The organism is Rhizobium sp. WYCCWR 11128, from assembly GCF_013416305.1.
Lineage (GTDB): Bacteria > Pseudomonadota > Alphaproteobacteria > Rhizobiales > Rhizobiaceae > Rhizobium > Rhizobium indicum.
The window spans coordinates 162,272-176,613 of the sequence record NZ_JACCEZ010000009.1; the positions used below are offsets into that span (position 1 = coordinate 162,272).

12 protein-coding genes are annotated in these 14,342 nt (G+C 59.6%); 2 read left to right on the forward strand and 10 right to left on the reverse strand.

Annotation, left to right across the window (positions count from 1 at the left end; translation table 11 throughout):
- Window positions 1-12: 12 nt before the first annotated feature.
- The 5 genes from HX898_RS24880 to HX898_RS24900 form a co-directional block, all read right to left on the reverse strand.
- Complete coding sequence (locus HX898_RS24880; RefSeq protein ID WP_180196053.1) at window positions 13-801, reverse strand: glucose 1-dehydrogenase; 789 nt, start codon at window positions 799-801, stop codon at window positions 13-15.
- Between the two features lie 18 nt (window positions 802-819).
- Entirely contained in the window at window positions 820-1,800 is a 981-nt protein-coding gene (locus tag HX898_RS24885; RefSeq protein WP_246697990.1) for an ABC transporter permease, read from the reverse strand.
- Window positions 1,800-2,765, reverse strand: a complete 966-nt coding sequence (locus tag HX898_RS24890; protein ID WP_180196054.1) for an ABC transporter permease — start codon at window positions 2,763-2,765, stop codon at window positions 1,800-1,802. Before HX898_RS24890 ends, HX898_RS24885 begins: the two co-directional genes overlap by 1 nt.
- Before the next feature lie 10 nt (window positions 2,766-2,775).
- The gene (locus HX898_RS24895) at window positions 2,776-4,263 is read right to left on the reverse strand and encodes a sugar ABC transporter ATP-binding protein (protein WP_180196055.1); all 1,488 of its coding nucleotides are present in this window, start codon (window positions 4,261-4,263) and stop codon (window positions 2,776-2,778) included.
- A gap of 66 nt (window positions 4,264-4,329) precedes the next feature.
- Window positions 4,330-5,463, reverse strand: a complete 1,134-nt coding sequence (locus HX898_RS24900; protein ID WP_180196056.1) for an ABC transporter substrate-binding protein — start codon at window positions 5,461-5,463, stop codon at window positions 4,330-4,332.
- A 358-nt stretch (window positions 5,464-5,821) separates the two neighbouring features.
- Here HX898_RS24900 and HX898_RS24905 point away from each other — a divergent pair, with 358 nt between their 5' ends.
- Together HX898_RS24905 and HX898_RS33345 are read left to right on the forward strand one after the other, a co-directional pair.
- The gene (locus tag HX898_RS24905) at window positions 5,822-6,745 is read left to right on the forward strand and encodes an NAD(P)-dependent oxidoreductase (RefSeq protein ID WP_281411967.1); all 924 of its coding nucleotides are present in this window, start codon (window positions 5,822-5,824) and stop codon (window positions 6,743-6,745) included.
- 72 nt (window positions 6,746-6,817) lie between these two features.
- Window positions 6,818-8,539 carry an extracellular solute-binding protein gene (locus HX898_RS33345; RefSeq protein WP_173863041.1) on the forward strand — a complete coding sequence of 574 codons (1,722 nt, stop codon included), beginning with the start codon at window positions 6,818-6,820 and terminating at the stop codon, window positions 8,537-8,539.
- A 192-nt stretch (window positions 8,540-8,731) separates the two neighbouring features.
- On the opposite strand, the gene HX898_RS24915 is transcribed toward HX898_RS33345, so the two are convergent.
- From HX898_RS24915 to HX898_RS24935, 5 genes are all read right to left on the reverse strand, one after another.
- Window positions 8,732-9,505, reverse strand: coding sequence for an SDR family oxidoreductase (locus HX898_RS24915; RefSeq protein ID WP_180196058.1), 774 nt, complete (start codon window positions 9,503-9,505; stop codon window positions 8,732-8,734).
- A 108-nt stretch (window positions 9,506-9,613) separates the two neighbouring features.
- Entirely contained in the window at window positions 9,614-10,510 is an 897-nt protein-coding gene (locus tag HX898_RS24920) for an ABC transporter permease (protein WP_348649485.1), read from the reverse strand.
- 146 nt (window positions 10,511-10,656) lie between these two features.
- Window positions 10,657-12,168, reverse strand: a complete 1,512-nt coding sequence (locus HX898_RS24925; RefSeq protein ID WP_180196060.1) for a sugar ABC transporter ATP-binding protein — start codon at window positions 12,166-12,168, stop codon at window positions 10,657-10,659.
- Window positions 12,165-13,190, reverse strand: coding sequence for an ABC transporter permease (locus HX898_RS24930; protein ID WP_210273232.1), 1,026 nt, complete (start codon window positions 13,188-13,190; stop codon window positions 12,165-12,167). The genes HX898_RS24925 and HX898_RS24930 overlap by 4 nt, the downstream gene beginning before the upstream one ends.
- A gap of 15 nt (window positions 13,191-13,205) precedes the next feature.
- Entirely contained in the window at window positions 13,206-14,312 is a 1,107-nt protein-coding gene (locus HX898_RS24935; protein ID WP_245506073.1) for a sugar ABC transporter substrate-binding protein, read from the reverse strand.
- Window positions 14,313-14,342: the final 30 nt, after the last annotated feature.

Below are 14,342 nucleotides of genomic sequence, written 5' to 3' on the forward strand. Positions count from 1 at the left end.
GCTATCCTCCCCTCAGATCAGAACCATACCGCCATCGACCATGACGGTCTGGCCGGTAATGTAGTCCGAGGCATCGGACGCCAGAAACGTCGTAACGCCGGTGATATCCTTCGGCACGGAAACGCGTCCGAGTAGGATCGACTGCGAGAACTCGTTGATCGCCTGCTCCGGCTTGGAGGTCAGGCCGTGCTCCATGAACTCCCGGTCGAGCTGCTCCCAGAGTTCGGTCGCAACCACGCCAGGGCCGAAGCAGTTGACGGTGATCCGGTGCTCGGCAAGTGCACGCGCTGCCGCCTGCGTAATGGCGACGACGGCGAATTTCGATGCGCAATAATGCGCAAAGAGCGGGTAGCCCTGCTTGCCGGCGATCGACGCCGTGTTGATGATCTTGCCGCCTCCGCCCTGTGCAATCATCTGCCTTGCAGCCTCCTGCGTGCAGATCAGAACGCCAAGGCCGTTGATTTTCATGATCCGGTTGAAGTCATCTTCCGTGACATCCAGGAACGGGCAGGTCTGGCTGATGCCGGCATTGTTGAACATGACGTCTAGCCGCCCATAGTGGCGAACCGTTTCCGCAATCAGTGCCTTCACGCTCGCACGCTCGGAGACATCGACGCTGCTGGCGAACGCCTCGCCACCGGCGTCCTTGATCCTGGCGGCAACGGCAACGGCAGCATCCTTGTTGATATCCGCGATCACGACGCTTGCGCCCTTTGCCGCCAGGTCCGCAGCAATGCCGGCGCCGATTCCACGGCCGGAGCCGGTGACGATCACAACCTTCTTTACTTCCGACTGGCTCACGAAATTCTCCCTTTTGTTTCAGCGAACGGTGCGAACGTAGAGGCTCGCGGCGACGATGATCACGACGCCCTTGACGATGATCTGCAATTGAACCGGCATGCCGACCATCACGACGGCGTTCGACAACACCACAAGGATCGCGGCTCCGGCGAGTGCGCCCAGAACCGAACCCCGTCCACCGGAGAGCGCGACGCCGCCCATCACAGCAGCAACGATCGAGTCCAGCTCGAACCCCTTGCCGACGAAATTGTCGACGACGCCGACGAAGCCCGAAAGCGCCAGCCCGGCGACGGCCGCCAGGATGCCACAGATGATGTAGCAGAGGATGATGATGCGATCGGCGGAGATGCCGACGAGGCGTGCAGCGATCGGATTGCCGCCGGTGATATAGACGCGCCGGCCGAAGGCGGCGCGGTGCAGAAGGACTGCGAAGACCGCGGCGACGACCAGCATGACGATCAGATTGTACGGAATGCCCCAGACGGTACCCGCGCCGAGCGCCCGGAAGACAGGCGGCACGTTGCCAGACGGCGCACCCTGCGTCCAGGCGAAGCGCAATCCCTGCAGGACGATCATGGTTGCGAGCGTCGCCAGAAAGGGCGACACATTGCGCTTCGTCACCAGGAGGCCATTGGCCAATCCCGTTGCGGCTCCCATAAGCACGCAGGCCGCGACGATCATCGGCGCGTCGCCGTTCTGCCCGTTGAAACTCGTGGCAATGACCGCGGCCGTTGCCATCACCGAGGCGACGGACAGGTCGAGGCCGCGCACCAGGATAACGAAGGCCTGGCCGATAACCACGATCCCGAGCGGAGCAAGCTGCATCAGCATGTTGGAAACGTTGGCGCCGCTGATGAAAGCGGGGCTTGCGATCGTCGCTGCAGCTATCGCAAGAACGAGGAAAATGAAGATGCCGTACGACTTCGCTGCGGCAAGAATGGTGAAGCTTGGAGCAGAACGCGTCATAGCAACACCCTTGTTGGCATTGGCGACATTCATCACGCGACCCTCCGTTTTTCAACGTAGACAGATACCGCCGCGATAATCACCAGGCCCTGGGCGACCAGTTGGTAGTGCGTGGAGACATCGAGGAAATTGAGTAGATTGTTGAGCAGCGAGACCAGATAGACGCCCAGAAGCGTGCCCATCACGCCCCCTCGCCCACCCGCCAGCATGGTGCCGCCGACCACCACGGGCGTAATCGATCCAAGCGTGTAGTTTGCACCTGTATAGGGCTGCCCCACCCCGAAGCGGCTCACGAGATAGACGGCGGTCAAGGCGGCAAACAGGCCGGACAGCGTGTAGACGCCGATAATCACGCCCGTCTTCGGCAGGCCCATGAGGACCGACGCATGGGGATCGTCGCCGACAGCATAGACGTAGCGCCCGCTTCTGGTGTTGCGCAGCAGAAGTGCCGTGACGACAAACAGAAAGAGGACGAACGTGGCTCCAACCGACAGGCCGCCCGCAAGCCGCCCATAGGCAAAATAATCGAAATTCAAAGGCACCTTGCCGATCGGACCAAGGCCGTAGAGAAGCGCGATCCCCTGAAGCACCGCGCCGGTCCCGAGAGTGACTATCAGCGGGTGCACCCCGGTCAGGACGATGACGCCGCCGTTCACTGCGCCGATGACCGCTCCGAGCACGAGGACGCCAGCGACGACAGGAATGACCATGTTCGGGTCACCGTTGATCAGGCCCGAGGTCAGCATCGATGCCAGGCTGATGATCGAGCCGACGGAAAGATCGATGCCACCGGTCAGCACCGTCAGAGTCTGGCCGAGGCTCACCAAGGCGAGTCCGGTCGATTGTTCGTAGACGTTGAGAATGTTGTTCGAGGTCGCAAAGCGATCGGAAACCGCGAGGCCGATCAGGAACAGCAGGACAAGCAGGCCGACGACGACGGCGAGGCCGGCGCGCGAACCGCTGAAAAATCGGGATCTGGTGGAAGCGATGGCGCTCATGACAATATCCTCAAGCCGCCGCGTGATGGGTCGCGAGGCCGATGACGGCCTCTTCGTTGATCTCGTGGGCGAGAAGCTCGCCGGTGATTGTGCCTTCGCGCATGACGATGACGCGATCAGACATGCCGACGATCTCGGGAAGTTCCGAGGAGATCATCAGGATCGCTATCCCGCGATTGGCGAGATCGTGCATGATCCGGTAGATTTCGGCCTTTGCGCCGACATCGACGCCACGGGTCGGTTCGTCGAGGATCAGCACTTTCGTGCTGGTCCGGGCCCAGCGGGCGACGATGACCTTCTGCTGATTGCCGCCGGACATCAGAGACACGGCCGTCGAGGGACCGCGACAAGCAATCTTGTAGTTCTCGATTTCCGCGCGGGCGATATCGTTCTCGAGCTTGCTATCGATCAGGCCCAAGCGCGTCACGCTCGGCAATGTCGAGGCGGTGACGTTCGCCGCGATGTCGAGAAGCATCGCCAGCCCCTGTCCCTTCCGGTCCTCGGTCACCAGGCCGATGCCTGCACCGATCGCCCGTGCCGGCGTCATGGAAGCGATCTCCCGACCCTCGATGAGAATCCGGCCCTCCGATTTCTGCAAGGCGCCAAATATCCCGAAGGCGAGTTCGGACCGTCCCGAACCGACCATGCCGGCAAGCCCGGTGATCTCTCCGGCCCTGAGCGCGATCGATGCGGCCCTGACGCGGCCGGGAATGCTAAGGTCCTGGGTTTCCAGCACCACCGGGCGTTCGGCAGCCGGCCGGCGCGACGGAAAGAGTTCGGAAAGGGACCGTCCAACCATGAGAGCAATCAGTTGGTCGCGATTGACCGCCGCGATATCGCGTGTTCCCACATATTTGCCGTCCTTGAGAACCGTCACCCGGTCACAAAGCGCGAAGATTTCCTCGAGGCGATGGGAGATGTAGATGATGGCAACGCCGGCATCGCGAAGTCCTCGAAGACGCCCGAACAGGACCTCGACCTCATGTCCGGATATGACTGCAGTCGGCTCGTCCAGAATGAGCAGCTTGACGTCATGGACGAGCGCCTTGGCAATCTCGACCATCTGCTGGTCGGCCACCGAAAGGTCCTTGACCAGGGCCTTCGGGTCGATTTGAAGTCCGAACCTCGCAAGGAGCTCCAATGCGTCATTGGCCGTCCTGCGGTGGTCGATCAGACCGAACCGGTTTCTGCGCTCGTGGCCGATAAAAATGTTCTCGGCGACCGTCAGATGCGGGAAGAGCACGAATTCCTGGTAGATGACGTGAATGCCGCGTTCTTTCGCGTCACGCGGCTTTGCCCAGCGCACATCATTTCCGTCAAACCGGATCACCCCGCTGTCGGGCTGGTGAACGCCGGCGATGATACGGGTGAGCGTCGATTTTCCCGCACCATTCTCGCCGACAAGCGCATGGATCTCTCCTGCACGAACGTCGAGCCGCATATCCGTCAGCGCATGAACGCCTGGGAACGATTTGGATATTCCGTCGAGTGACAACATCGCCTGATCCTCGCGAGTCTTTGAAAAAACGGTGGGGCATTCACGCCCCGCCGAGTTCCTGGGAGGTTATTGCGGGTAGTCGATCTTGAATGTCGTCGGGTTGTAGTCGGGACCCATTCCGCCGGTGACCAGCATGTCGGCCGGCGAGTTCGGAAGCACCATGTCCTTGATGTGAAGATCGGGACGGATCGAGGGGGTCTCATCGCCATCGGTCGTGGCGATCTGTGCGTTGATCTCGTAGGTGCAGGGAACCTGAGCGCCGGCAAGCACCTTGAGCGCAACATCGATCGCGGTGCCGCCCATGGCCGGGGGATAGCCCACTTCGAGCATCGGAACCTTGTATTTCAAAGCCATCTGCAGCGGTCCGTTGACATCAGATGTGGTGTGCGGCGGGATTTCGCCCGGCTTGAAGCCTGCCTCGAGGAAGGCCTCGATGGAGCCTGGCGTCTGCAGGCCATGGGTCGAAAGCACGGCGTTGATGTCCTTGCCGTATTTCGAGATGACGGCCTGCATGACCTGCTTACCCTTCACGGGGCTCCAATCGGAGTAAACAGTGTCAAGAATCTTGATGTCCGGATACTGGTTCAGAACCTGCATGGCCGCCTTGACGCGCAGTTCGTTCGGGCTCGATCCCGCCTGACCGCCAAGGATGACGATGTTACCCTTGCCATGAAGCTTTTCGACGATCCATTGCGCGAAGAGACGGCCCATCATCGCATCCGATGCGGTGACAAAGGTGACGAAGTTGTCGGATGACACCCGCCGGTCGACCATCACGACGGGAATGCCGCGCTCCATGGCGCGGGACACGGCCGGATCGACCGCCTGTTCGGTATTGGCGCTGACGACAAGGAGATCGGCGCCGCGCGAAATGAGGTCCTGGATGTCGGAAACCTGTTTTGCGTCGTCATGACCCGCGTCGGTGATCAGCAGTTGCTTGATCTGGTCCTTGTGCTCGAAAGCGGCCTTTTCCATGGAATGCAGCATGACAACGCGCCAGCTGTCGCCAAGCCCGGCATTCGAAAACCCGATCACATAGGGACCGTCCTTCTTGTATTGCGATGTATCCTTGAAGCAGACATCAAGCGACGGGTTGAAAAGGAAGGTTCGCGGAACCCCGGCATAGGTGTCTGCGAGTGTCGGAGCCGTGCTCGACAGCAAAGCCAGTGAAGTAAACATACCGATAATTTTGGTTTTCATGGTCGATCCTCCTCGTGTAACTTGGTCAAACCGCATGACAACAAAGTATTGTTTCCGGAACGGCCAGCGCCTCCGGGTATGTCTCTCTGTTGACGGCCTATATTCCTCCCATAGGAACCGCCGTGCGATCCGATGTGAAAGCTAAGGGATGAACCGCATCTTTCACAAACCTATAATTATCCGAAATGGATATTTTAAGTCGCGCATTCTATTTCTGCCTCGCCATACTAAACCTGTGGGAGGAGTGACGCGCGTTCTGCATCTGCGGAAAACGGCGTGTTTGCACGCACCTCCTCGACAACAGCAGCATTGGTGACTTCACGCCGGGGCAATTTCCGGCAAGGAAGGGAGGTTTAAGATGGGTGAAACATTAAGGGTTGGATGGGCAGGCATCGGCAAGATGGGGGCCCCCATGAGCCGACGCGTGCTGGAAGCCGGCTACGCGCTATCGGTATTCGAACCATTACCGGAAAATCGCGCAACGATCGTCGCGGAAGGCGCCAATGTCGCTCATTCGCTGGAGGACCTGGCAGCCGCATCCGATATCGTGGTGCTGACAATTCCGAACGACGCCATTCTTCGCGATCTGGTTCTGTCGAAGGGCGCTCTGGCGGATGTTATGAAGCCCGGTCAGATCCTGATGGAAATGAGCACCGTCTCTCCCGAGATTTCCGCCGAGGTGAGCGCAGCACTCCGCGCCCGCGGTATCGCCTATCTTCGCGCGCCGGTATCCGGTAGCACGATGACAGCCTCGTCGGGGAATCTCTCGGTGATGGTTTCGGGACCGGACAGCGCCTATCGCAAGGTCGAACCGGTGCTGGCGTGTTTTTCCTCGAAGCAATTTTATCTCGGCGACGGAGAAGAGGCCCGTTATTTGAAGCTCGTTCTCAATGCGTTGGTCGGCGCAACTGCCGCCCTGCTGGGCGAAGCGTTGACGCTCGGCCTGAAAGGCAACCTTTCCGTCGAGACGATGCTGAGCGTCATTTGCGAAAGTGCCGTAGCGTCGCCGCTGATAGCTTACAAGCGCGACCTGTTGGTCAGCCGCAACTTCGATCCGGCCTTCTCGGTCTCGCAAATGATGAAGGATTTCGACCTCATCCTCGGTGCGGCGAAGTCGGACCATGTTCCGATGTACCTGGCGTCCATGATCCGGCAGCAGTACGAAGCCGCTTATGCGGACGGGCTCTCTGAAAAGGACTTCTTCGTGTTGTTCGAACAGTCCGAGAGGCTGGCTGGTCTTTCGCCACGCGAAGACAAGCCGCAAAACCTCACAGCAATCTGAGTGCACTCGTCAATCTTGCGTTTTCCTGTTTAAACTCTTTCTGAATGGATGCGCGACGGTGGGGAGGCCGACGTGAACGAATACGAGATGCTGCGCGTGATCGACTTTCTCGAAAAAACGCGACGTCCCTTCAGAGAGGTGGTGGAGATCTCCGACGACGATGCGGTGTGGAGAATCGTCACCTATCTCATCAAGTCGCATATCCTCAGTCAAACCGTTTCCATCTCGACGCTCGGCCAGGAATCGGGCCTGCCCTATGCTACGTCAATGCGGCTGATAAACCGGATGATCGAGGCGGGTTACATCCAACGCATCGCCAAGGGATCGACGGGCAAGAGCTTCGCGCTGCAGCCGAGCGACGGTCTACTGCGCTCCTTCCAGACCTATGCGCGCAAGACGAAGTCGCTGCTTGCTCAAACGCTTGGCCTGCGCGTGGGAGAAGAGGAAGATGAGTATTATTTCGGGGGAACGCCGCTCGGATCCCAGATCATTCCCCCGATGCGCCTGGTCCAGAAGAGGGCGGAGTCGCAGATCGAATTGCGGTTCCTGCTGAACGACGACAACTACTTCTCAGCGATGCGCAACATGTGGGCGGATTTCCGCAACAACCTTGCATCCCGCAAGAACTTCGATCTCCTCCCCCTGCCGGAACTGTACCGGCGTGCCCGCGAGAATGGTAGCAAGCCGGTCTCCGACTACGATGTTATCGCCCTCAACATGCCATGGCTCGGCGAATTCGCAGAGAGCGGCATCGTCCGCCCCATCGATACTTACATTCAAAAGACGGGCATCAATCCCCTCGACTTTCACCCGTCCATCTGGTCCACCGCTACCTGGGAAGGAAAGGACTACGGTGTGCCGGGCTACTGTACCATCGAAATCCTGGCAGCCCGCAGGGATCTCTTCAGCGATGCCGACCTGCCATTTCCAAAGACGTTCGACGAGGTGATTGCCGCCGGTCGGCGGTTTCACGCACCTGAGAATGGAATGTTCGGGGCCGTCTGGGACGGTGCGCGGGGCATGCCGATCGCGTCGAGCTTTCTCTTCTTCCTGGGGGCATGCGGTCAACCGGCAATCTCGCTAAGGAAGACCAGGTCGGGCTTCACGTTGGATGGCGTCGATCCGGACGAACTGAGCTGTACGATCGTATCGGACGCAGGTTTTGCCGCTCTGGACTTCATGCGGCGGCTGCTGGAGATATCGCCGCCCAACATACTCGAAATGGCCTGGGACCAAACGCTCGAGATATTCTTCAAAGGGCGCGCCAGCCTCGGCTATTTCTGGACGATGCGCACTGCCCGCTTCGAATATGACGTTCAATCTGTCGTAAAGCGCCGCGTCGAGTACCTGCCCCAGCCGTCGGGGCCGGGCGGCACAAGGGTTTCGCCAATAGGCGGCTTTCTCTTCTGTATTCCGACAAACCTCCCCGAAGAACGCGTTGAGCTTGCCGCCGACGCCATCGCCTGGATGGCCTCGCGCGAGGCGATGAAGGCGCATGTGAAGAACGGATTCCCGGTGGCGCCACGCTTTTCGGTCAGCGCCGATCCGGAAGCGGCGGCAAGCTCGCCGATTGTGCGGTTTGTCGACCAACTGGCCAAGAAGAACCTGCTGCATACCTGGCAGCGTCCCAATATCCCCCAATACACCACAATCGAGAAGGTTCTTGGTACGGAGATCCATGACGCTCTGCTTGGAAAAAAATCCCCACGAGCCGCTCTCGAGAGTGCGGCCGCGCTGGTGGAGTCCAGCTTGAAATCCAGGCACAAAAAGTGGGCCAGGCACCAGGTGCTTTAGACAAAACCTGGCTTCCTGATTTCACACCTGTAGCAAGGCGGATGGAATCAGGTACACCTCGCTGCCGCCCACCCATAGCAGCATGATTGCCATTGAAGGATGATCGGAGCCTGAGCAAACGCGCCACCGCGGCTGCGCACTTTTGGCATGGCCCTCGGTGGGGTTTATGCCGTCAAGCCAAGCTGCGTGTGGTTACGTCAACCGGCACCCGCCGTTGACGTCGAGAGTTGCGCCGATGAAGTAGCTTGAATCGTCTGTTGATAGGAAATGGATGGCAGCTGCTATTTCTGCGGTTTCGGCTGGTCGACCCATGGGTATCTTGCTCCACTCTATCGCGCGCATCTCGTCTGTTGAAATACCTCTCTTCTCGGCTTCAACGGCAAGCGCATTGAAGTGCATCGGCGTGTTGATATTGCCCGGTGCGACACAATTGACCCTGATATCAGGCGCGAGTTCCGCCGCCACACTCTGCGTCAGTGAAATCAATGCTGCCTTTGACGCGCAGTAAGGGCTGAAATACGCATGCCCCTCCCTCCCCCAGAAACTCGAGACGGTGGCAATGGATGCGTTGCCTGATTTGCGTAACAAAGGCACGCAGACGCTGATGAACTTCACGTTTGCCCGCAGATTCACATTATGGACTTTGTCCCAAACCGACATGTCCATGTGTTCGATGCCGACGGCATCGTGGTTGATTGCGGCGATGAGCCCGAGGAAACGCAAGGGGATCCCGGTTTGGGCAGCCAGTCTGGCGACGGAAACGATTTCTTCATCGTTTGTGAGGTCCATCTGGACGCCAAAATATTCGCCTATGAACTCTCTCGACAATGTATCGGCCAGAGCCTTTACGTCGTCGGTCCGATCGCAGAGCACGATCGACCAGCCGGATTCGGCAAATCGTCGGGCCGTGGCGCGGCCGACTTCCCCTGCTGCGCCCGTTAGAATGCAAAGTTTTCCGTCCTTCACGATGCTCTCCCTTGAATTTGCGGCCGCCGTCCTCGCGTCCCGCCGAACCCGGCTATGAGCTCAACTGATCGCAACGTTGAACGGCCGCATTGCCTGTCCGCCCAATCGCTACTTGATGATCCCGAGTTTGCTGCGATCAGTCGTCAGTGCGACGGCAAACAGAGCCGTCAGACCGAAGACGATATTTTGCGCGGTCGGCGCCACGCCGACGATGACGGTCAGGATCCGCAGCCAGGACGTGATCAGCCCGCCCACGACAGCCGGCATCAATCCGCCCACGCCACCCGATATGGCGGTGCCCCCAAGCACGACGCCGACGATCGATAGCAGCAGCAGATTGCCCGCCAGCGTCGGTGAACTGAACGTTGTAATCGAGACCAGGAACAGACCGGCAATCGCAGCGCATCCAGCAGATATGGCAAAGATGATCGTTCGCACCGCAACTGCATTGACGGCCGACATCATCGCCGTTTTTTCACCGGTGCCCAGCGCATAGATATCACGCCCCAGGCGGAGGTAACGCAGCATGAGCCCTAACACCACGACGATGAGGATCAGCGCAATGACGCTATTCGGGATGCCGCCGGTGCTGCCTGCAAGATAGGTCACAAGGATGTCGCTGTCCGGCACCGGCTCGGCGGTTGCGTTCGACAGGAGAAGCGACAGGCCGGAGAGCATGCTGAGCGTGCCGAGCGTGACGATGAATGACGGTAGTTGCAACCAGGCATGGATAAAGCCCTGTATGGCGCCGAACACCATCGCAATGACAACGACGACAACGGATGTCCACGGACCCAGGATCGGATTGAGCGCGACGACCAGAACGCCGGTCAGCGAGGCTACGCCGGCAACGGAAAGATCAATACTCCCGGCCAATATCGGCAAAGTGCCGCCGATGACGAGGGCGACGATCGGAGCTGCATCCGAAAGGAATCCGATCAGGGAATCCGGTTCCAGGACGCCGGGCGCTATGATGGCACTAATAGCCACCAGTGCGATCAGCACGCCCAATGGTCCGAAAGTTCTCCAGACCGTCGATCGATCGGCACCCAGGGTGCGGATAATGGAATTGTCTAGCGCTGTTCCCATGTTCCTGCCGTCCGTATAGCTATTGTTCGAGTTGCTCGGGCGATCGCCATCCAAAAAGGCGGTCAGACCATGGCTGCGACGATTTCCTCTTCCCTCGGCATCTCTTCAGCGGCCAGATCGAAGCGGGCCGTGATTTCGCCATCGCGCATGACGACGACGCGATCGGAGAGTTCCAGAAGCTCGGAGATCGTGTCTCCGACAAAGATGATCGCAAGGCCCTTGCGCGCCTGCTCGCGGATCACGTCAAACAGGTCGTCTCTGGCGCCGGGATCGAGCCCTCTGCTCGGATGATCAAGGAGCAAGACCTTCAGCTCCTTGGCCATCAACCATTTTGCCAACACGGTCTTTTGCTGATTGCCGCCGCTCAGGCTGGAGATCGGCGCGAAGGGTGTGTCCATCTTGACCTTCAGGCGCTGCATCCAGTGGAGTGCAGCCGGCCGCTCCTTGGAGCGACGCAGTACGAGGGAACGCAGACCATATTCAAGACCGAAGGTCAGGACAGCATTTTCCATGATCGACCGGCTGGGCAACATGCCCTCGCTTCGCCGATCCGCTGGGAGATATCCGATGCCGGAGCGGACGGCTGCCCGCGGCGACGTGGGCGTCAGTGCCTTGCCACCGAGCTCGATCGCACCGGTCTCGATGCTCTCTGCGCCGAACAGGGCTCGGCAAACCTCCTCGGCGCCGGATCCGAGAACGCCGGCAATGCCGAGGATCTCACCGGGGCGAAGGTCGAAACTGACATTACGGAAGTGTGACCCACAACCGAGACGGTCGATCTTCAGGACCGGCGGGGCATCGATCGGCTTGCGATCGGTTCTGACGTCGACGACGCGCCGCCGGCCGATCATCAATTCATAGAGTTCGCTACGGTCAACGGCGTCGCTCTTGCGTTCCGCAACCTTGCGGCCGTCGGTCATGACGATGATGCGGTCGCTGATTTCCAGCACCTCCTCAAGACGGTGCGAGACGAAAACGATCGTCGCATTGCCTCGGAGACGGTTTATCTGCTTGAAAAGCAGCTTGATTTCATCGGGCGTCAGCACCGATGTCGGCTCGTCGAACAGGATGATCGGCGGCCGATCGATCAATTCCTCGATGGCCAGCACCTTGGCAAACTCGACCTGCTGCCGTTCGGCAAAGCGCAGGTCCTCGACCAGAGCCTGCGTGGGCAGGTCGACCGAAATCTTGTGAAGCTGCGCGCGAGCCGCCTTGTTCAGGGCCGACCAACGATAGAGGCCGTTTCGCTTGGCCGGGTGCGGCTTGTCGAGGAAAATGTTTTCCGCGACGGTCAGGTTGGGGATCAGCGACTGTTCCTGATGCACCATCCCGATGCCGTAGCTGCCGGCTCTCTGGGCTGAATCCAGCACGATCGGTCTGCCATCGAGGATCAGCTGTCCCTGATCGGGCAGGGTCAGGCCCGCCAGAATCTTCAGGAGGGTCGACTTTCCAGAGCCGTTCTGGCCGATTAGGCCGAGAACCTGCCCATTGGGGATTTCCAGATCCAGGCCCTCGATCGCCACGACATTGCCGTAGGTCTTGCGAATGCCTTTGAGAACGAGCGAGCCGGTCATTTCACCACCCTCATTTTCCGGCGGCGATGCCAGCCGCCTGCGGCAACCGCGACGACGATGACGGCGCCGCTGATGATGTTGCGCGTGTATGGACCTGCCCCGATCTGGATGAGGCCATTGTTAAGTACTTCGAGGATCAGGGCTCCAAGCGCCGACTGCACGGCGCCGCCGCGCCCGCCCGTCAACACGGTTCCACCCAGAACCGCCGCGCTGATGGCGGGAAACAACAGGCCGCTGCCGATGTTGGCATTGCCTGTGCTGAGCTGCGCCGAGAGCAGTACGCCACACATGCCGGCCAGCAGGCCGCAAATGGCAAAAGCAATGACCTTGAAGCGCCGGACGCGCAGGCCGGAGGCCAGAAGCAATCCTTCATCGCCGCCGATCGCATAGATCATGCGGCCGAAGGTCGCGAAATTCAGGATGAGTTCGCTGACCGCGATGACCGCCAGGGCGATATAGACCACCAGGCTGATATCGAAGATCCGGAACCTGGCCAGATCGAGAATGAACGGATCGTTGATCTGCGGCACGCGGGCGGGGAAAAGCAAAGCTGCAATGCCCAAGCCGATAAACCAGGTGCCCAACGTCACGATCAACGACGGCATCTTCAGGACTGCATTCAGCACGGCATTGAAGAGCCCGAATCCCAGGCCGGCCGCAAGCGCGATGAGCAATCCCATGACGCCGTAATCATTGCCGTTGACGCCGTTTGCGACGAGCAGGGCAACGATCATACTGGTCGCCGCCATGATCCCTTCCAATGAAAGATCGATGGAGCCCATAATGACGACGAAGCTGATGGCAGCGGCGAGTATTGCGGGTACCGCCGCTGCCTCCACAACAGATTTGAGGTTGTCGATGGTGAAGAAGCTACCGCTGATCAGCTGAAAGCCCACGGACAGCACGATGAGCGCTGCGATCGGTGCAGCGATCTGGGCCAGTGGCAACTTGGTTTTAAGTTCGCCAAGAAGCGTCAACGACTGGCTGCCCGTTCTGGAGCTCATTCTGGTAGCGGCCTCCATCGACCTATCCTCCAATTACTTGTTGTCGTTTGCGCCTTCTGGAATCTGACCTGCCGAGTCCTTCCAGAAGTCCTTCTTGATGTCGGCGTAAGTGTATTTCGGCGCGTTCTTCTTCATCTCCAGGTACTTGTCGACGTTGTCCTTGGTGACAACATCCTGCTTGATGTAGAAGTCGCGCTGGGCATGCGTGAGCTTTTCCGGATCGATGTCACCGATGGCGGCGGCATAGGCGAGCGACATGGAAACGGCGCCCTGCAGAACCGGATCGTTCCAGACGGTGGCAAGCATGTCACCGCTCTTGACCATTTCCAGGCCGATATTCGAACCGTCGGAACCGGTCACCAGAACCTTGCCGTTCAGTCCCTTTTCCTTGAGCGCAGCGACGGCGCCGCGGCCCATCGCGTCGTTGGAGGCGAAGATGCCCTGCAACTGGTCGCCATAGCGAGCCATCCAGGTACGGGTGATGTTCTGCGCCTTGGTCTCCTGCCACTCACCCACTTGCGTGTCGACGAGCTCGAGCCCCGGGCATTCCTTGAGGGCCTTCTTTAATCCGGCGATGCGCTGAAACGCCGGCGGCGTCGACGGGACGCCCTGGATGGCGGCGATCTTTCCCTTGCCGTTCAACGCCTTGCAGAGCGCCATGCCCTGATAGTAACCCGACATGACACCGTCGAAGGATGTGTGTGCGACCCAGTACTTCGGATCGGTATCCCAGGGGTGGATGTTTTCTGGCCGGTTCCAGATCGTGACGACATGGACCTTTGCCTTGGCGGAGCGGTTGACGACCGCCTTGACGAACGCGTTTGAAGAAGGGTCGGTCGCGAGTGCGCACTGGTTGCAGCCTGTAGCGTAGGTAGCACCGAGCTGGGCGAGCAGCTGGTCCCCCTGGTAGTTGCTGGTCAGAACGACCGGCTCCTTGCCGAGGGAGTCACCGATATCCTTTACGCCCTGCATGTATTCGGACCAGTATTCGGAAGCGGTCTCGTCGATGCCGATGATAAGCTTGCCGCCCTTGGCCTCTTCAGCCCCGGCGTGGCCGAGCGAAAGTGCCACCATTGCCCAGGCGCCGACTGTCGTCAGAAGCCAGCGCGCGGATATGCGAGCTTTTTGATGCGATCTCATGTCATTCTCCTCCTCTTGTTAAACTCTGTC

Excerpts from the sequence above, each read along its gene's own strand:
- HX898_RS24885 (WP_246697990.1), bottom strand. The coding sequence starts at position 1,800 with ATGAATGTCGCCAATGCCAACAAGGGTGTTGCTATGACGCGTTCTGCT.
- HX898_RS24890 (WP_180196054.1), bottom strand. The coding sequence starts at position 2,765 with ATGAGCGCCATCGCTTCCACCAGATCCCGATTTTTCAGCGGTTCGCGC.
- HX898_RS24895 (WP_180196055.1), bottom strand. The coding sequence starts at position 4,263 with ATGTTGTCACTCGACGGAATATCCAAATCGTTCCCAGGCGTTCATGCG.
- HX898_RS24900 (WP_180196056.1), bottom strand. The coding sequence starts at position 5,463 with ATGAAAACCAAAATTATCGGTATGTTTACTTCACTGGCTTTGCTGTCG.
- HX898_RS24905 (WP_281411967.1), top strand. The coding sequence starts at position 5,822 with ATGGGTGAAACATTAAGGGTTGGATGGGCAGGCATCGGCAAGATGGGG.
- HX898_RS24925 (WP_180196060.1), bottom strand. The coding sequence starts at position 12,168 with ATGACCGGCTCGCTCGTTCTCAAAGGCATTCGCAAGACCTACGGCAAT.
- HX898_RS24930 (WP_210273232.1), bottom strand. The coding sequence starts at position 13,190 with ATGGAGGCCGCTACCAGAATGAGCTCCAGAACGGGCAGCCAGTCGTTG.
- HX898_RS24935 (WP_245506073.1), bottom strand. The coding sequence starts at position 14,312 with ATGAGATCGCATCAAAAAGCTCGCATATCCGCGCGCTGGCTTCTGACG.